This window comes from Vibrio sinensis (genome assembly GCF_003605645.1).
In the GTDB taxonomy this organism is placed as follows: Bacteria; Pseudomonadota; Gammaproteobacteria; order Enterobacterales; family Vibrionaceae; genus Vibrio; species Vibrio sinensis.
The window spans coordinates 1-15,023 of record NZ_QVMU01000044.1 but is presented as its reverse complement, the minus strand read 5'-3'; the positions used below and the strand labels follow the sequence as shown (position 1 = coordinate 15,023).

Annotated in this window: 13 protein-coding genes and 1 riboswitch; of the genes, 9 read left to right on the top strand and 4 right to left on the bottom strand. The window is 42.1% G+C overall.

The window, feature by feature from the left end; genetic code table 11:
* Positions 1-185: 185 nt before the first annotated feature.
* Positions 186-2,630 (bottom strand): glycerol-3-phosphate 1-O-acyltransferase PlsB, encoded by a 2,445-nt coding sequence (gene plsB / locus DZ860_RS23060; RefSeq protein WP_120035611.1) that lies wholly within the window; start codon positions 2,628-2,630, stop codon positions 186-188.
* Positions 2,631-2,831: 201 nt separating this feature from the next.
* Between plsB and DZ860_RS23055 the strand changes: the two genes are divergently transcribed.
* From DZ860_RS23055 to dinF, 4 genes are all read left to right on the top strand, one after another.
* Complete coding sequence (locus DZ860_RS23055) at positions 2,832-3,194, top strand: diacylglycerol kinase (protein WP_120035619.1); 363 nt, start codon at positions 2,832-2,834, stop codon at positions 3,192-3,194.
* A gap of 84 nt (positions 3,195-3,278) precedes the next feature.
* Positions 3,279-3,899 carry a transcriptional repressor LexA gene (gene lexA / locus DZ860_RS23045; protein WP_120035609.1) on the top strand — a complete coding sequence of 207 codons (621 nt, stop codon included), beginning with the start codon at positions 3,279-3,281 and terminating at the stop codon, positions 3,897-3,899.
* A 95-nt stretch (positions 3,900-3,994) separates the two neighbouring features.
* On the top strand, positions 3,995-4,807 hold the full coding sequence (locus DZ860_RS23040; RefSeq protein WP_120035607.1) for a class I SAM-dependent methyltransferase: 813 nt from the start codon (positions 3,995-3,997) through the stop codon (positions 4,805-4,807).
* A gap of 75 nt (positions 4,808-4,882) precedes the next feature.
* Positions 4,883-6,187, top strand: coding sequence for an MATE family efflux transporter DinF (dinF, locus tag DZ860_RS23035; protein WP_120035605.1), 1,305 nt, complete (start codon positions 4,883-4,885; stop codon positions 6,185-6,187).
* Between the two features lie 67 nt (positions 6,188-6,254).
* Here the strand turns inward: dinF and sthA are convergent, their stop codons facing one another.
* Positions 6,255-7,655 (bottom strand): Si-specific NAD(P)(+) transhydrogenase, encoded by a 1,401-nt coding sequence (gene sthA / locus DZ860_RS23030; protein ID WP_120035603.1) that lies wholly within the window; start codon positions 7,653-7,655, stop codon positions 6,255-6,257.
* Between the two features lie 286 nt (positions 7,656-7,941).
* Here sthA and fabR point away from each other — a divergent pair, with 286 nt between their 5' ends.
* Together fabR and DZ860_RS23020 are read left to right on the top strand one after the other, a co-directional pair.
* Positions 7,942-8,583, top strand: a complete 642-nt coding sequence (gene fabR, locus DZ860_RS23025; RefSeq protein WP_120035617.1) for an HTH-type transcriptional repressor FabR — start codon at positions 7,942-7,944, stop codon at positions 8,581-8,583.
* Entirely contained in the window at positions 8,583-8,963 is a 381-nt protein-coding gene (locus DZ860_RS23020) for a YijD family membrane protein (protein WP_120035601.1), read from the top strand. Before fabR ends, DZ860_RS23020 begins: the two co-directional genes overlap by 1 nt.
* A 63-nt stretch (positions 8,964-9,026) precedes the next feature.
* On the opposite strand, the gene trmA is transcribed toward DZ860_RS23020, so the two are convergent.
* Positions 9,027-10,136, bottom strand: a complete 1,110-nt coding sequence (trmA, locus tag DZ860_RS23015) for a tRNA (uridine(54)-C5)-methyltransferase TrmA (protein ID WP_120035615.1) — start codon at positions 10,134-10,136, stop codon at positions 9,027-9,029.
* 149 nt (positions 10,137-10,285) lie between these two features.
* Positions 10,286-10,489: riboswitch (cobalamin riboswitch) on the top strand.
* 74 nt (positions 10,490-10,563) lie between these two features.
* Here trmA and DZ860_RS23010 point away from each other — a divergent pair.
* From DZ860_RS23010 to murI, 3 genes are read left to right on the top strand one after another with little or no spacing between them, the layout of a single operon-like run.
* Positions 10,564-12,390 (top strand): TonB-dependent receptor domain-containing protein, encoded by a 1,827-nt coding sequence (locus tag DZ860_RS23010; protein ID WP_120035599.1) that lies wholly within the window; start codon positions 10,564-10,566, stop codon positions 12,388-12,390.
* A 43-nt stretch (positions 12,391-12,433) separates the two neighbouring features.
* Entirely contained in the window at positions 12,434-13,111 is a 678-nt protein-coding gene (locus DZ860_RS23005; protein WP_207890674.1) for an adenine nucleotide alpha hydrolase, read from the top strand.
* 40 nt (positions 13,112-13,151) lie between these two features.
* Entirely contained in the window at positions 13,152-13,943 is a 792-nt protein-coding gene (gene murI, locus DZ860_RS23000; RefSeq protein WP_120035597.1) for a glutamate racemase, read from the top strand.
* Here murI and DZ860_RS22995 read toward each other — a convergent pair.
* On the bottom strand, positions 13,915-14,358 hold the full coding sequence (locus tag DZ860_RS22995; RefSeq protein ID WP_207890673.1) for an RNA recognition motif domain-containing protein: 444 nt from the start codon (positions 14,356-14,358) through the stop codon (positions 13,915-13,917). The genes murI and DZ860_RS22995 overlap by 29 nt on opposite strands.
* Positions 14,359-15,023 lie beyond the last annotated feature (665 nt).

The following is a 15,023-nucleotide window of genomic DNA, read 5'->3' as shown; positions in this document are numbered from 1 at the left end:
GCATTGAGATGATGTTCTTGGCAAAACTCAGCGGTAATCTGTAACTCTTTAGAAAACTCAGACATAAAAAAATCGGCCTCAACTATGTTGAGACCGATTATGAACCCTGCTCAGGATCGTTCAATTATTTAAAACGATCAGCATTAATCCTAGGATGCCATTTTTTTCGTCTATCGTTTTTAAAGTTACTCGCTGTCAGGCTCTAGGTCGGCCGTTTGGCAAATACTTTCTTTGATAGTTAAGCGAACTTCAGGGTAAAGCATGGAATAAAGTAGTTCGGCCAGTTTTTGGCATTTGTCGGTATCGCAATTGCCATCTACATCTAAATACTCTTGCTGCTTTAATGTTGAGAACATCGCAGAGAATACGCCTTTATCAAAATATTCCGGTGCATTAATGCCGTGTAATCGACCTAGACGCTGAGCGATATCTTGACTCTTCTGTTCTAAATCTGATTTACCTAACTCTGGGTTGGCGACCAATAAATTGAGTGCAATCGAGTAACGCTGAAGTGTTTCAGTGATCGTACGACCAAGAAGAACCAATACTTGAGTGTTCGCTTGGTTGATCGCAACCGTTTCGCCATCAAAAGTTATTAGGCCTTGTTGCGTCAATTCAGTGATGTAATGCTGAATCATTTCCTGCAATTTCTCGCCTTCAACGCTTAAATATAACTCTTGCTGTAGGAAAGGATGGACAAGAGCCACATTAGCTTGCATTTGTTCGATGCTGATCTTTTGATAACGAATCAACATCTGAGCGATCAATGATGGTATCGCTAGTAAATGAATAATGTTATTGCGATAGTAAGTCATCAAGATAGATTGGTTACGATCTAAAGAGACAATTTCGCCCATGCTGTCAGCTTCAATCACAAATTTATCGAGAGACACAGCATGCTTAACCAGTGTTTCCGCATCTTCGTTAGGTACGGTAAAAGTACTGGAATATGGCACGTTCTTTAGTAGTGATAGATAACAATCAATTTGATTGACCAAACTATCACGAGACAACGCACGTTGGCGAGAAGCTAACAATGCCGTTGCACATAGAGTCAGTGCATTTGTCGCAGCCGCATCATTAATATGCGTCATCATTTTCGTTGCTAGACCATTTACAACAGGCGTTAACCATTCAGGCTTAGTCGCGCCCATTGGGTCAATATCTTTAGTCCAGTCAGGGACATGTTCATTAAGATATTGATTAATTGGAATTGGCTCACCAAAGTTCACGTAACCTTGGCCGAAATTACGAAGCTTTCTGATTGTTCGTAATACAAGGCCTGCATTTTCTTTCTCTTTGTGCTTACCTCGTAGTTCATTCGCGTAAGTACCCACTTCCATCACGTGTTCATAGCCGATATAGACTGGCACGAGTGTTACTGGGCGATTTAGGCCGCGTAACATTGCTTGAATGGTCATTGCAAGCATGCCGGTTTTCGCTTGTAAAAGTCGACCTGTTCGAGAGCGGCCACCCTCACTAAAGTACTCAACAGAATAGCCTTTCGCAAAAAGCTCCGCTAAGTATTCACGGAAAATTGTGGAATACAGTCTGTTGCCCTTAAAGCTACGACGAATAAAGAAAGCACCGCCACGACGGAAAATAGGGCCAGCAGGGAAGAAGTTAAGGTTAATGCCCGCAGCAATATGAGGAGGAACCATTCCCTCATGATATAGAACGTAAGAAAGCAGCAGGTAATCCATGTGACTACGATGGCATGGCACGTAAACAATTTCATGACCATCTTGTGCTAATTTACGAACCGCAGTGGCGTTATTGATGTTCAAACCTTGATAGATTCGATTCCATAACCAACCTAAAAGACGATCGCCATTTTTTACTAATGAATAGGAGAAATCAGCTGCGATTTCATCCATGATGTCGTGCGCTTCTTTGCGCACTTTTTCAATAGTGGTATTCTTAGCTTGAGCTTCATCTTCAATGGCTTTCTCAATCGCTTCTGATTTCATTAAGCGATTAAATAGTGCTTGGCGGCTTGGTAGGTTTGGACCTGAAGCTGCAAGTTTTTGACGAGAGAAGTGGATACGGGCTACGCGAGCCAATTTATGAGCTATTGACGCATCAGTTCCGTGTACATTCGCCATATAACGCAATGAAACAACCGGGCTAATACGAACGAGACAGTCACGGCCGGCAAGTAAAACAGCGGTGGCTTTTTGTGGACCGTTCAACGCTTGAAGATAAGGTTTACCTTGCTCTTCTTTTCCGGGTTTGCGTCCCCAAATGACAGTGGCAGGGATGACTTGAACATCAAGTTCCGTGTCTGACTTATGTAATGCTAATAGCTCAGAAAAAAGCGTGATAGAGCTACTTGGTGTGTCACTATCATCATGCATTACCGTATCGCGAGAAGACGTGAATACATAGCGATCAAAGCTCTTACCATTAATCGTAATTGGTTCAAGTGGATCGGGTAAGCCTAGCTTAACGACTTGTTTCTGTAGTGTGAGTAAATCCACACAAGAACGATAAGGAAGCGCGTAAATAATAGGCTTGTTTACATCAATACTATGGTCTTCAATCGGATTTGAAGGTATAGCCGTTCCTTTTACCAAGAGTGACATTGGTAATTTAAGTAAGGAACGCGAGAAAGAGTGTCCAGAAGACATAAAGGTTCTTTGCCTCAAAGATAAGTAATAAGCATAAGCACATTTCCATTTCTTTAGTGTAGAAGTGGGAATGGGCCCAAGCCGTTATTTTTAGCCCGCAAGGATAACAGAAACTGGTCCAACCTTTTAATGGTTATTGGACATGAAAACGCCGATTTCGTTAGAACGGCACAATTTGAATTGTAAAAATAGGAAATGCTTGTGACACAAAAAGCCGTCCACGGTGTAAAACGCCTTCTCAATGCAACCAAGTATTCTTATCAAGGGTTAAAAGCGGCGTTTCGTAATGAGGCAGCCTTTCGAGAGGAAGTTCTTGCTGCTGTCGTGTTGATTCCCCTAGCTTGTTATTTTGATGTGAGTCAGAACGAACGAATTTTATTGATTGGCTCTGTGATTCTCGTCATGGTCGTAGAATTGCTCAATAGCGCAATTGAAACAACCGTTGATCGTATTGGCAGCGAGCGCCATGAACTATCTGGTCGAGCTAAAGATATTGGCTCGGCAGCGGTTTTGCTGACAATGATCTTAGCGGGTTATATATGGTTAGAAATCCTCTGGATTTGATTTCTAAAAAATAACCAATTTGCTTTTCATTTGCACACTTACTGGATATACTCACAGTGAACTGTATAAAAAGACAGGTGACTTATGAAGCCGTTGACGCCACGCCAACAACAAGTATTTGATCTTATCAAAAGTAAGATCGATGATTCAGGTATGCCACCCACGCGTGCCGAAATTGCCCGAGAATTGGGTTTTCGCTCAGCGAATGCGGCGGAAGAGCATTTAAAAGCTCTTGCTCGTAAGCAAGCGATTGAAATTATCCCGGGAGCCTCTCGTGGGATTCGCATCTTGCTAGAAAGTCCGGCTAACGATGATCAAGGGTTGCCTCTTATTGGTCAAGTCGCTGCAGGTGAGCCAATCTTGGCTCAAGAGCATGTTGAGGCTCACTACCAAGTGGATCCAGCAATGTTTAAACCTCAAGCTGATTTCTTGCTTCGTGTTAATGGCGAGAGCATGAAAAATATCGGTATTATGGATGGTGATTTACTTGCTGTTCATAAAACGCAAGATGTACGTGATGGTCAAGTTGTTGTTGCTCGTGTCGATGATGACGTAACCGTGAAGCGACTTGAACGTAAAGGTTCTACGATTTTACTGCATGCAGAAAATGATGATTTTGAACCGATTAAGGTGGATTTAACTTACCAGCAATTAAACATTGAAGGTTTAGCTGTCGGTATTATTCGCAACACAGATTGGATGTAAATCGACACATCAATATGAATCCTTATTCTCAGTGACTTGTTTTTGTAACTGAGATTCATTATCATCTTCATTCTTGCTAAAGAAGGAAGATGATAATGAGCTCACCTCAACGTTCTCCCCATCGACGCTATCGAATTCCCACACATTTACTACAGCCCCTTTGGTTACGTAGCCGAGAAAGTTATGTTGATAATGGTCTTGTTTATGACCCTATCGCGGCGAGTGCTTGTCAGCGCTGCCAATTAGCGCCTGAATGTCTGGTTGGAAATATTGATCAGAAGCAATTACTCCATGTGACATTAACTCAGCTTTGCGATCGTCAAGTGAGTGAATTTATCATGAAGAACCCAGATGGTTGGGTTATTAATGTCGGGGCTGGATTAGATACTCGCTTTTATCGCATTGATAACGGGCTTTGTCATTGGATTGAGTTAGACGTCACTGAAAATCTTCTTTGGCGGCAAAAGCTTTTTCATCAAAGTGAACGCTATCAACACCTTTGTGGCAGCGTAGTGGACGTGAGTTGGTTAGATTCATTACCCGTTCCAGAAAAAGCGCCAGTTCTCATTGTGTGTGAACATGCATTACTTGATTGCAGTGAAAAGCAAGTCGCTCAGTTTATTCAAGCATTAGGTCGCCATTTTGATGGGGCGAGAGCGTGCCTGGTATTAGCTGGTGATTTAACTGCAACAAAATGGGGTAAAGCGACGGGTAGTGGAGATTATGGTCACGGCTATGCCAGCGCACAGCAGGCGGTGCTGCAATATTTACCTTGGGCGCGATGGGTTAAGAGCTATTCTCCGTTAGATCAATATTGTACTCGTTGGAAGTTATGGCAGCGATGCGTGACCAAATTCAAAGGTATAAAAAACAGACTGACACCGGTAGTAGTTCAGCTTCGTTGGTGATCTCGTTACACTGAGCGCTTCAATTTTACTGAGAGCAGCACGGTGTCTTTTCTTCATTTTCTTTCTAACCGAGCGATGCATAAGCAAGTTTTATCGCTCGCCATTCCAATGGTGTTGTCCAATATCACCGTTCCTTTACTTGGCCTTGTTGATGCCGCCGTTATTGGTCATTTAGATCATGCTTGGTATTTAGGCGGCGTCGCCCTTGGCGGTACCATGATCAGTGTCACATTCTGGTTGTTGGGTTTTTTACGTATGTCGACAACTGGCCTAACAGCGCAAGCGTATGGTGCCGATAGCCGCCATCAACTTGGTTTAGTGTTAATTCAAGGCTTGGTGATGGCATTGTGTTTTGCGGTGTTGTTTTTATTGTTACATGGTGTGGTGGGGCAATGGGTTTTTGCGCTTAGTGACGCCAGTGCACAAGTGAAACTGTCCGCTCAAGATTATTTTTTCGTTCGAGCTTGGAGTGCCCCAGCTGCGTTAGCCAATTTTGTGCTTTTAGGCTGGTTACTAGGTACACAGAATGCGAAAGCACCAATGTGGATGGTCATTATCATCAACTTAACCAATATTATATTAGATGTTTTGTTTGTATTGGGGTTTGGTTGGGGAGTATCCGGTGCTGCATTGGCTTCAGTAATTGCGGATTACATGGGTATGAGTTTTGGTTTTGTGTGTGTTGTGGGCTTTTGGAAAAAACAACAGCTAGTCTCACCTATCATCTTATTGAAAGATACCACCAATGGTATTGCGCGTTTCATCAAGCTTAATCGCGATATTTTCCTCCGTTCACTTTGCTTGCAAGCGGCTTTTACCTTTATGACTTTTAAAGGGGCGAGTTTTGGTGATGAAGTAGTGGCGGCAAATGCCGTGCTAATGAGTTTTCTTATGATCATTTCATATGGAATGGATGGTTTTGCGTATGCGATGGAAGCTATGGTGGGGAAAGCCATTGGGGCAAAAGATAGGGAGCAATTGAACCAATCCTTAGTTGGCACTTTTTTCTGGAGCTTAGTTATATGTGTTGGACTGACCATCGTATTTGCATGGCAAGGTAATGTGTTGGTGAGTTGGATTACAGATATCCCCCAAGTTCAACATAATGCACAGCAATATCTGCCATGGCTTATTTTTATGCCTCTTGTTTCGATGTGGTGTTTTTTATTTGATGGCCTGTTCATTGGTGCAACAAAAGGAAAGGAAATGCGTAATAGTATGTTCATTGCGACCTGCAGTTTCTTTCTTGTGTTTTCTTTGTTTTCACAATATGAGAACCATGCATTGTGGATGTCGATGCTCTGTTTTATGGGGATGCGTGGTTTAGGGCTGGGGTGGATTTTTGTTCGTCAGTGGAAAAGTAATACATTTTTAGCATAGAGAGAAACAGCAGGTGAAAGCCTGCTGTTTTTTTATGGTTTTTTATCATTACTTAGAATAGCAACGGCTAAAATAATCGATTCAGCCCATTGAGTGCAGCAACGCGATAAGCCTCTGCCATGGTTGGGTAATTAAAGGTGGTATTCACAAAATACTCGATGGTATTTGCTTCGCCTTTTTGTTCCATAATCGCTTGGCCGATGTGGATAATTTCAGCCGCACGTTCACCAAAGCAATGAATGCCGAGTATCTCTTTTGTTTCACGGTGGAAGAGAATCTTTAAACTACCAATGTCTTTTCCTGCAATTTGAGCGCGAGCAAGGTGTTTAAAAGAAGAACGTCCGACTTCATAAGGCACCTTTGCTGCAGTTAGCTCTTGTTCGGTTTTTCCGACTGAACTGATTTCTGGAATGGTGTATATACCGGTAGGAATATCCTCAATGAGATACCCATCCGCTTGGCCTTTGGTAATTGCTTGAGCAACAAAGCGTCCTTGGTCGTAAGCGGCACTCGCAAGGCTAGGGTAACCAATGACATCTCCAACAGCATAAACATGATTAACTTCAGTTTGGTAATTACTGTTAACCTTGAGCTGGCCACGGGAATCTGCGGCTAAACCGACTGCGCCGAGATTCAGCTTATCAGTATTACCAGTGCGTCCATTTGCGTAAAGTAGGCAATCGGCTTTCATCTTTTTACCTGATTGAAGATGAATGATGACGCCATCATCTGTCCCCTCAACTTTTTCAAATGTTTCGTCGTTACGAATGACAACGCCGCTGTTCCAAAAGTGATAAGACAAAGCATCAGAGACTTCATTGTCTAAGAAAGACAATAAACGATCTCGTGTATTGATGAGATCTGTCTTAACACCCAACCCTCTAAAAATAGAAGCGTATTCACACCCAATTACGCCTGCACCGTAGATGATGATGTGGCGAGGATCGTGCTTTAAATTCAATATAGAATCACTATCGTAGATACGATCATGTAAAAAATCGACGTCTTCAGGTTGATAAGGCCTCGAACCCGTCGCAATCACGTATTTATCAGCGCTGTATATTTCTTCTGTACCATCACTTTGCATCACAGCAATCGAATAATCATCGATGAAACGAGCGGTACCAAACAGCAATGTAGATTGATTTCGGTCGTAGAAGCCTTGGCGCAAACGGGTTTGTTTATCGATGACAGATTTTGCATGGCCAAGAATATCGGAGAAAGTGGCGTGAACACTGGTGTTATTACGGCAAAATAATGGGTTACTATTGAATTCTATAATACGGCTAACCGCATGACGTAGTGATTTGGATGGAATGGTTCCCCAGTGAGTACATCCACCGCCGACGCTGCTTTCTTTCTCAACAACGGCGACGTTTAACCCTGCTTTAGTTAATCCCATCGCAGCCCCCTCACCTCCAGGGCCGCTTCCGATCACAATCACATCATAGTGGTTACTCTGCGCCATACTTCTATCCTTGTTATTTTGCATTAACATTGCTGTAGCGAGATTTTAACCGATTCCCCGCCGTGGTAAATGATTACCCCGTCAGAGAGTCGACAGGATCACGCTAGGAAAAGTAAATATGAGAAATGGCATGTAGAACCTCTCTAAATCGACGCGAAACTATTGAAAAAGTTATGTAAGTGGGTTTAATTGCGTGTCGATGGTGAAAGACAACGATAATGGCTTATGTCACTCGGCCAATCGTTGTATATTAATCATTATCAAGGTAAGACAGCAGAAGCCAACTATGAAATCCATGGGTATCCGTGCACAGCAAAAAGAAAAAACGCGTCGCTCACTGATTGATGCAGCATTTAGTCAACTCAGTGCTGATCGAAGTTTTTCAAATTTGAGTTTACGTGAAGTCGCACGGGAAGCCGGGATCGCTCCGACATCTTTTTATCGTCACTTTAAAGATATGGACGAACTTGGATTAACCATGGTGGACGAGGGTGGTTTGTTGCTTAGACAGCTTATGCGCCAAGCGCGCCAAAGAATTGTCAAGGAAGGCAGTGTCATTCGTACTTCGGTAGAAACCTTTGTGGAATTTATCGAAAGTAGCCCAAACGTATTTCGTTTATTGTTACGAGAGCGTTCAGGGACTTCTTCAGCATTTCGAACGGCAGTCGCGAGAGAAATTCAACACTTTGCAGCGGAGTTAACTGAGTTTTTGATCAGCACAGGTATGAGCCGTGATGAAGCATATACTCAAGCAGAAGCTTCCGTTACGTTGGTATTTAGCTCAGGAGCTGAGGCATTAGATTTAGATCGAGACGAACGCGAGGAACTCGCGGAGCGCTTGATCATGCAATTGCGAATGATAGCCAAAGGGGCTTATTGGTATCGCAAAGAACGAGAACGTAATCGACTAAAAGGCGGGATAGATTAATGTCTAATGAAAACAACCCAATAGATCGCGGTTCAGAGAAGAAAACACTATTACTCGCATTGGTTGCTGGTATGTGTGGTGATGCATTGCTGTCATGGTTGACCATGAGCGAAGTGTCGTTCTCTATTTTCCCTTTCATTGCTTTGATATTGGCGCTACAAGCGTTGTATCAAGAATATTTACGTAACCCAGTGTCAGAAGATCTGCCGTTGGTTGGCTTAGCATGTTTCTTTGTAGGGGCGTTTGGGCATTCAGCGTTTCTTAAAGCTCAGTACCCTGATGCAGGCTCCAACTTCTTTGCGATTATGGTATCGCTAATTCTGATGGTATGGATCGGTAAAAAGATGGGGTATATGTCACCATCACCGAAAGCGGAATAAATATTACTGAATAGAAAAAACGAGCCAAATGGCTCGTTTTTTTATGTGCAGATTTTGCTGGGATTACGCTTTACGTTCCAACATCACGCCAGCTTCCATATGGTGGGTAAATGGGAACTGATCAAACAATGCAAAACGGGTTACATTGTGTGTTTCGCTTAAAATATCTAAGTTATCTTTTAGCGTATCTGGGTTGCATGAGATGTATAGAATACGCTCATAGCCTTGCACCATCTTACAAGTATCGATATCCATACCTGAACGTGGTGGATCGACAAAAATGGTGTTGCAGTTATAGCTTTTAAGATCAATACCATTGTCTTTTAGGCGACGGAACTCTCTTTTTCCTTCCATTGCTTCCGTGAACTCTTCAGCAGACATACGAATAATTTGTACGTTGTCGATATTGTTGGCAGCAATATTGTATTGTGCAGATTCTACAGATGGTTTCGCCAGTTCAGTTGCGAGTACGCGATTGAAGTTTTGAGCAAGTGCTAATGAGAAATTACCATTACCACAGTAAAGCTCTAATAGATCACCAGTACTATCGTTTGTACAATCGACAGCCCATTCCAGCATTTTCTCAGCGACTTTGCCGTTTGGTTGAGTGAAGCTATTTTCTACTTGCTGGTATACATATGGTTTACCGTTAACATCCAATTTCTCAATAACGTAATCGCGATCAAGAATGATCTTCATCTTACGAGCACGACCAATGAGATTTAGGTTGAAGCCCTCATCATTAAGTTGTTGCTTGAGCGCTTTAGCATCTTCAATCCATGCTTCATCAAGTTGACGGTGGTAAAGCAGAGAAACTAATACTTCGCCACTTAGTGTTGATAGAAAATCAACTTGGAAAAGTTTACGACGTAGCACGTCATTAGATTTCATCGCATCCATCAATAGAGGCATCAAATCATTGATGACACGACTCGCTGTTGGGAATTGATCAACTCGGTATTTTTCGCGGGTCTCTTGGTTGAACATGATGTAGTACATGTCCTCACCTTCATGCCACACACGAAATTCAGCACGCATACGGTAATGCTGCTCTGGTGATTCAAACACTTCCAGCTCTGGAACATTGTAAGGAGTGAACAATGTTGTGAGACGTTCTACTTTCTCAGCCAATTGGTCTTGGTAGTGTTGTGGATTTACATCAAGAGTAGCCATGATCATACCTTTATGGTGCATTCAGTTTTAGAGCGCAGATTTTATTCAATCCCTAGCGCTTGTCCAGTGTTGGAGAAAAATTGTCTTAACTGCGACGTGAAACATATATGTTATATCAATTCTAACTAGACAAAATATTAATAGCTTAATAACATCCGCCCCAAGCTGGTGCTATCTAGAAGTATAGATGGCTGAGAGGGAATCTGGTGAAAAACCAGAGCTGACGCGCAGCGGTAAGAGAGAACGAAAGCTCAAGCAGACACTGTCTTTAGATAAAGATGGGAAGTCGAGTTATTAGGTGGATAAACTCCGAGCTCTTAAGTCCGAATACCTGCCAGCAGCCGCCCCCATCTACTAGGTGTTACATTTAATGGCATCTAAGGATAAGGGGTCGGTAGGAATTTACGCGATTTAGGATAAATACATAATGAACCGTTCAATCTTAGCGATGTCTGTAGCATCGTTGCTTCCGTACGCCTCTTTTTCTCAAGCTCAAGAACTTTCGACTGATGAGACAGTCGTTGTGACAGCTAGTCGATTTGAAACTCAAGTTAGTGACACAATTGCACCTATTGAAGTGGTTACCAGAGAGGAAATTGATGCTATCCAAGCAAAATCATTGTCAGATATATTACGACGATTACCTGGAATACAAGTGGCTAATCAAGGTGGTATTGGGCAAGGTAGCGAGCTTTATATACGAGGTCGTTCAACAAAGAATACGTTAGTCCTATTTAACGGAGTTCGAGTAGGCAGTGCGACACTCGGTTATGCAAACCTTTCTTCAATGCCTATTGCTGGTATTGAGCGAATTGAAGTACTGCGAGGCCCCAGAGCGGCTGTACATGGTTCAGATGCAGTAAGTGGTGTTATCAATATTATTACAGCTCGAGGTCAGGATGCGTCGAGTTCAGTTAAAGTCGGGGCAGGCAGTTTTGGTTCGCATGAAGCTAGTGCTAATTTAGCGACATCATCGGACAACGGTGCATGGATGAATATCTCTGCGGCCTATCAGAAATCTGATGGTTACAACGTTCAACCAGAAAGTACCACACCTGATGATATCGATAAAGATGGCTTTGATACGCACTATTTAGTATTGGATGTAGGTAAAGAGCTGACACCTGATTTCATGATTAAAGCGAATGGTTTTTATCAGAAACATAACGTGGAATATGACAACCCTTGGGTCGGCACTGATCAGACAGATAATGAGTTATATAGTGCGGCTTTTATTGGTGAATATAAAAATGACCGCTTATTTAGCAATGTCACACTTGCGACAAATTATGATGACGCAACCTCTTATGGGCAAGGTGTTGACGCAAGCTCTATCTCAACGAGTCGTTATGCAGCGTCTTGGGACAACAAATTTCAATCTAGTGATAGTGTAAGCTTTGTTTCAGGTCTCGACTGGTATCAAGATAACGTTGAGAATGAATCAACAGCGATGACGACAGATAGTCGAAATAACACTGCGTTGTATATTGGAAGCTACTTAGCTCAAGGAGATCTTTCTGCCGAACTTAACTTACGCTGGGATGACAACAGTGCTTATGGCTCATTTACAACTTATCAATTAGGTGCGGATTATAAGATTAGTGATACTTTGAAAATTGTGGGTATGTATGGAACCGCATTTAAAGCGCCTAGCTTTAATGAACTGTATTGGCCATTACGGTGTACTTCATGGGGATGTTACTCAGGAAACCCTGATCTTGAGCCAGAAGAAACACAATCGGCGGAAATAGCGATAGAAGCTACGTTTATGGGCGCTGACTTACGTTTAGGCGTTTATCATAGTGACGTTGAAAAAATGATTGCGAGTAACGGGGTAACTCAAATCAATATCAATGAAGCAGCGATCACTGGCTATGAGCTTACAGGGCATTTTTATACAGGGCCTCTTTCACATAGCGTATCTTACGACTATTTAGACACAGAAGATAAATCCACAGGATACGAACTTGCTCGTCGTGCTAAGCATAATGCTAAATGGAATATGATGTATGTGTTAGAAGCTTGGCAGTTTGATTTGAGTTATCTATACCAAGGTTCTCGATTTGATGACCAGGATAACACCACAAAATTAGGTGCCTATTCTCTAGTAGATATAGCGGCATCTTATTATTTTGCTAATGGCCTTGTCGTGGGTGCAAAAGTGGGCAATCTTTTTGATGAGAATTATGAAACAGCAGAAAACTATAAAACGCCAGAGCGTAATTATTATGCGAGTGTTGCTTATCAGTTCTAAATGCTAAACCGCCTAAGGGCGGTTTTTTACTTTGAGAAACACAATGATGAAAAATGTAATCGTAAGTTGGTCGTCAGGTAAAGATTCAACATTGACCTTAGAGAGGCTGCAAGAGCATTCTGAGTACAACGTTGTCGGTATCTACACAACCTACGTTAAAGATGAAGTGCCACTTCAGGCGACACCAATAGCGGTATTGGATCTACAAGCAAGATTATTGGATTTACCACTGATTAAAATTGAGTTGCCAGAAGTATTCCCCTCAAATGAGGTTTATCAGAAAAGTGTGGTCGATGGACTAAAAGCCAGTACGCTTAGTATTGATGCCGTCGCTTTCGGGGACATGTTCTGCAATGGCATTGCTGATTATCGACGAAGCTATATTGAGCCTGCTGGGTGGGAGTGCACTTTCCCGCTGATGGGAGAGTCCAGTCATGATTTAGCCAAAGAGATAATCAATAGAGGGATTAAAACTCTAGTTGTTACGACAGATGGTCACTCACTAACATCAGAGTATTGTGGGCGTTGGTTTGATGATGAGTTTCTTCTTTCTTTACCCACGCAAGTTGACCCATGTGGTGAAGATGGTGAATTCCATACTTTAGTGACACAAACAAGCAGCTTTAAAGGCAAGCTTGTACTTGAACTGATCCGAGTTGAAATGGGTGAACGCTTCTCTCATCAACGTTACGAAGCGAAAGCGTTGCTAAATGGTGAGTAGTGGGTATGATCGCCCCGAGTAAAATGAACGAGTTAATTCAGTGTCGAAAAAAGCTAACATTCTGATCTTTGATTCTGGCGTCGGTGGGCTATCTGTATATAAAGAGATAGCAAAACGTTTCCCTCAATTAGACTACCTGTATCTTTTTGACAATGAAGCGTATCCATACGGTGAATTAGATCGTGATATCTTGATTTCAAGAGTCGATGCTCTTGTCGGTTACTTTGTGGAACAATATCAAATTGATTTGGTCGTTATTGCATGCAATACCGCGAGTACCATTGTTTTACCGACACTACGCAGTCATTTGAGCATTCCAGTCGTTGGTGTTGTTCCTGCAATAAAGCCTGCATCAAGCCTAGCGAATAAAGCAATTGGTCTTATCGCCACTCCCGCCACAGTTACGCGAGAGTATACTCACGAGTTAATTCGTGATTTTGCTCAGAACAAACCAGTAGAAATGCTAGGGTCAACTCGATTAGTTGATATGGCGGAAGAAAAATTACGTGGGCACCCTATCAATCACGTCGAACTTAAACGCATCCTGAGTAGCATCAACAATAAAATCGATGTGGCAGTATTAGGCTGCACTCACTTCCCATTAATTAAAGAAGAAATTCAATCGGTGCTTGGTCAGCAAGTGTTGCTGGTGGATTCTGGAGAGGCGATTGCTCGAAGAGTGGGGGAGTTATTGAATATGGAGTCTCAATCAGAGTCTGTTGGTCAAAGAGTGATTTATGCGAGTGCTCCTCCTTGGGAAGAAAGAGCACTCAATAAGGCATTAAATGAACTCGGCTTTAGCTCTATTCAAAAGTGTCCTCTTGTGATTTAGGATCATTAGCTACACGAACTTTTAGTGTTCGCTGCATATACTCCTTTTCATTTAGTTCTTCGATCGCTGCTGTTACATCAGATGCAGCCATTACAACAAAACCAAATCCTCTTCTTTTTCCTGTTCGTTTATCTTTCATTAAGCGAACAGCAAAAACTTCACCATGTTCGGCAAAGAGTGCTTTAACGTGAGATTCGTTCGCTTTGTATGGAAGATTCCCGACGTAAAGAGTTTTGGTGGCGGGGTCATTGATGAGTGTCGTCTCTGTTTTGGCGCTTGAGAATTGAATTACACAAACTGAAGCAATAACGCCAATAACAAAACTGATAGCGGGAGATATAGCTACCTGTGAAAAGATTATTCCACCCAGTACAGCTAAGGCGACAATCATAAGGGTCGATTTATTTGAACTCATATTGGAATGCAACTTCTATGTCTAAGGAAAATTACGTGTCTTTTATTAACAATATAGACACACAGATATTACGTATATGCTTGACGTTTTTCCAATGCATTGATGTGACGCGTCTCAAATGTTGAAATTTTATTCAATTTCAAAGCTTTTGATTTCTTTTTAATCAAACGATTTAATATATTCAAAAAACACTTGTCATTAATGCTCACCTCCATATAATGCCGCCTCTCCGACACGGAATGAGATTCACATCACATCAGTTTCGGGAAGAGAAGAAAATCGTTGAAATAAACGCTTGACTCTCAAATGGTGCGGCGTATAATTCGCTCCCCTAACGAAGTGGCCAAAAGTCAAATCGTTAGAAAGCTCTTTAACAATATAAACCTATCAATCTGTGTGGGCACTCGTTGATGATAATCCAATAAGTTTTTGCTTAGGCAAAGACTGTTTCTTCGGAAACAAATTGGGTTCAATGAACTGAGTGACCAATACGAATAACGACTTTCTCTTATAGAAAGGAATTATTTGGCACAGTCAATTCATTATCGTTCTGTTGGAACGATAATAGCTTTAAAATTACTTCTTACTTTCGAGTAAGAGCAGTTTTGAAGTCAGTATTCATTGAGCCGACAAAATCTTAAATTGAAGAGTTTGATCATGGCTCA

Coding starts and splice junctions, on each gene's coding strand:
- plsB (WP_120035611.1), bottom strand. CDS start 2,630: ATGTCTTCTGGACACTCTTTCTCGCGTTCCTTACTTAAATTACCAATG.
- lexA (WP_120035609.1), top strand. CDS start 3,279: ATGAAGCCGTTGACGCCACGCCAACAACAAGTATTTGATCTTATCAAA.
- DZ860_RS23040 (WP_120035607.1), top strand. CDS start 3,995: ATGAGCTCACCTCAACGTTCTCCCCATCGACGCTATCGAATTCCCACA.
- dinF (WP_120035605.1), top strand. CDS start 4,883: ATGCATAAGCAAGTTTTATCGCTCGCCATTCCAATGGTGTTGTCCAAT.
- sthA (WP_120035603.1), bottom strand. CDS start 7,655: ATGGCGCAGAGTAACCACTATGATGTGATTGTGATCGGAAGCGGCCCT.
- fabR (WP_120035617.1), top strand. CDS start 7,942: ATGAAATCCATGGGTATCCGTGCACAGCAAAAAGAAAAAACGCGTCGC.
- DZ860_RS23020 (WP_120035601.1), top strand. CDS start 8,583: ATGTCTAATGAAAACAACCCAATAGATCGCGGTTCAGAGAAGAAAACA.
- trmA (WP_120035615.1), bottom strand. CDS start 10,136: ATGGCTACTCTTGATGTAAATCCACAACACTACCAAGACCAATTGGCT.
- DZ860_RS23010 (WP_120035599.1), top strand. CDS start 10,564: ATGAACCGTTCAATCTTAGCGATGTCTGTAGCATCGTTGCTTCCGTAC.
- DZ860_RS23005 (WP_207890674.1), top strand. CDS start 12,434: ATGATGAAAAATGTAATCGTAAGTTGGTCGTCAGGTAAAGATTCAACA.
- DZ860_RS22995 (WP_207890673.1), bottom strand. CDS start 14,358: ATGAGTTCAAATAAATCGACCCTTATGATTGTCGCCTTAGCTGTACTG.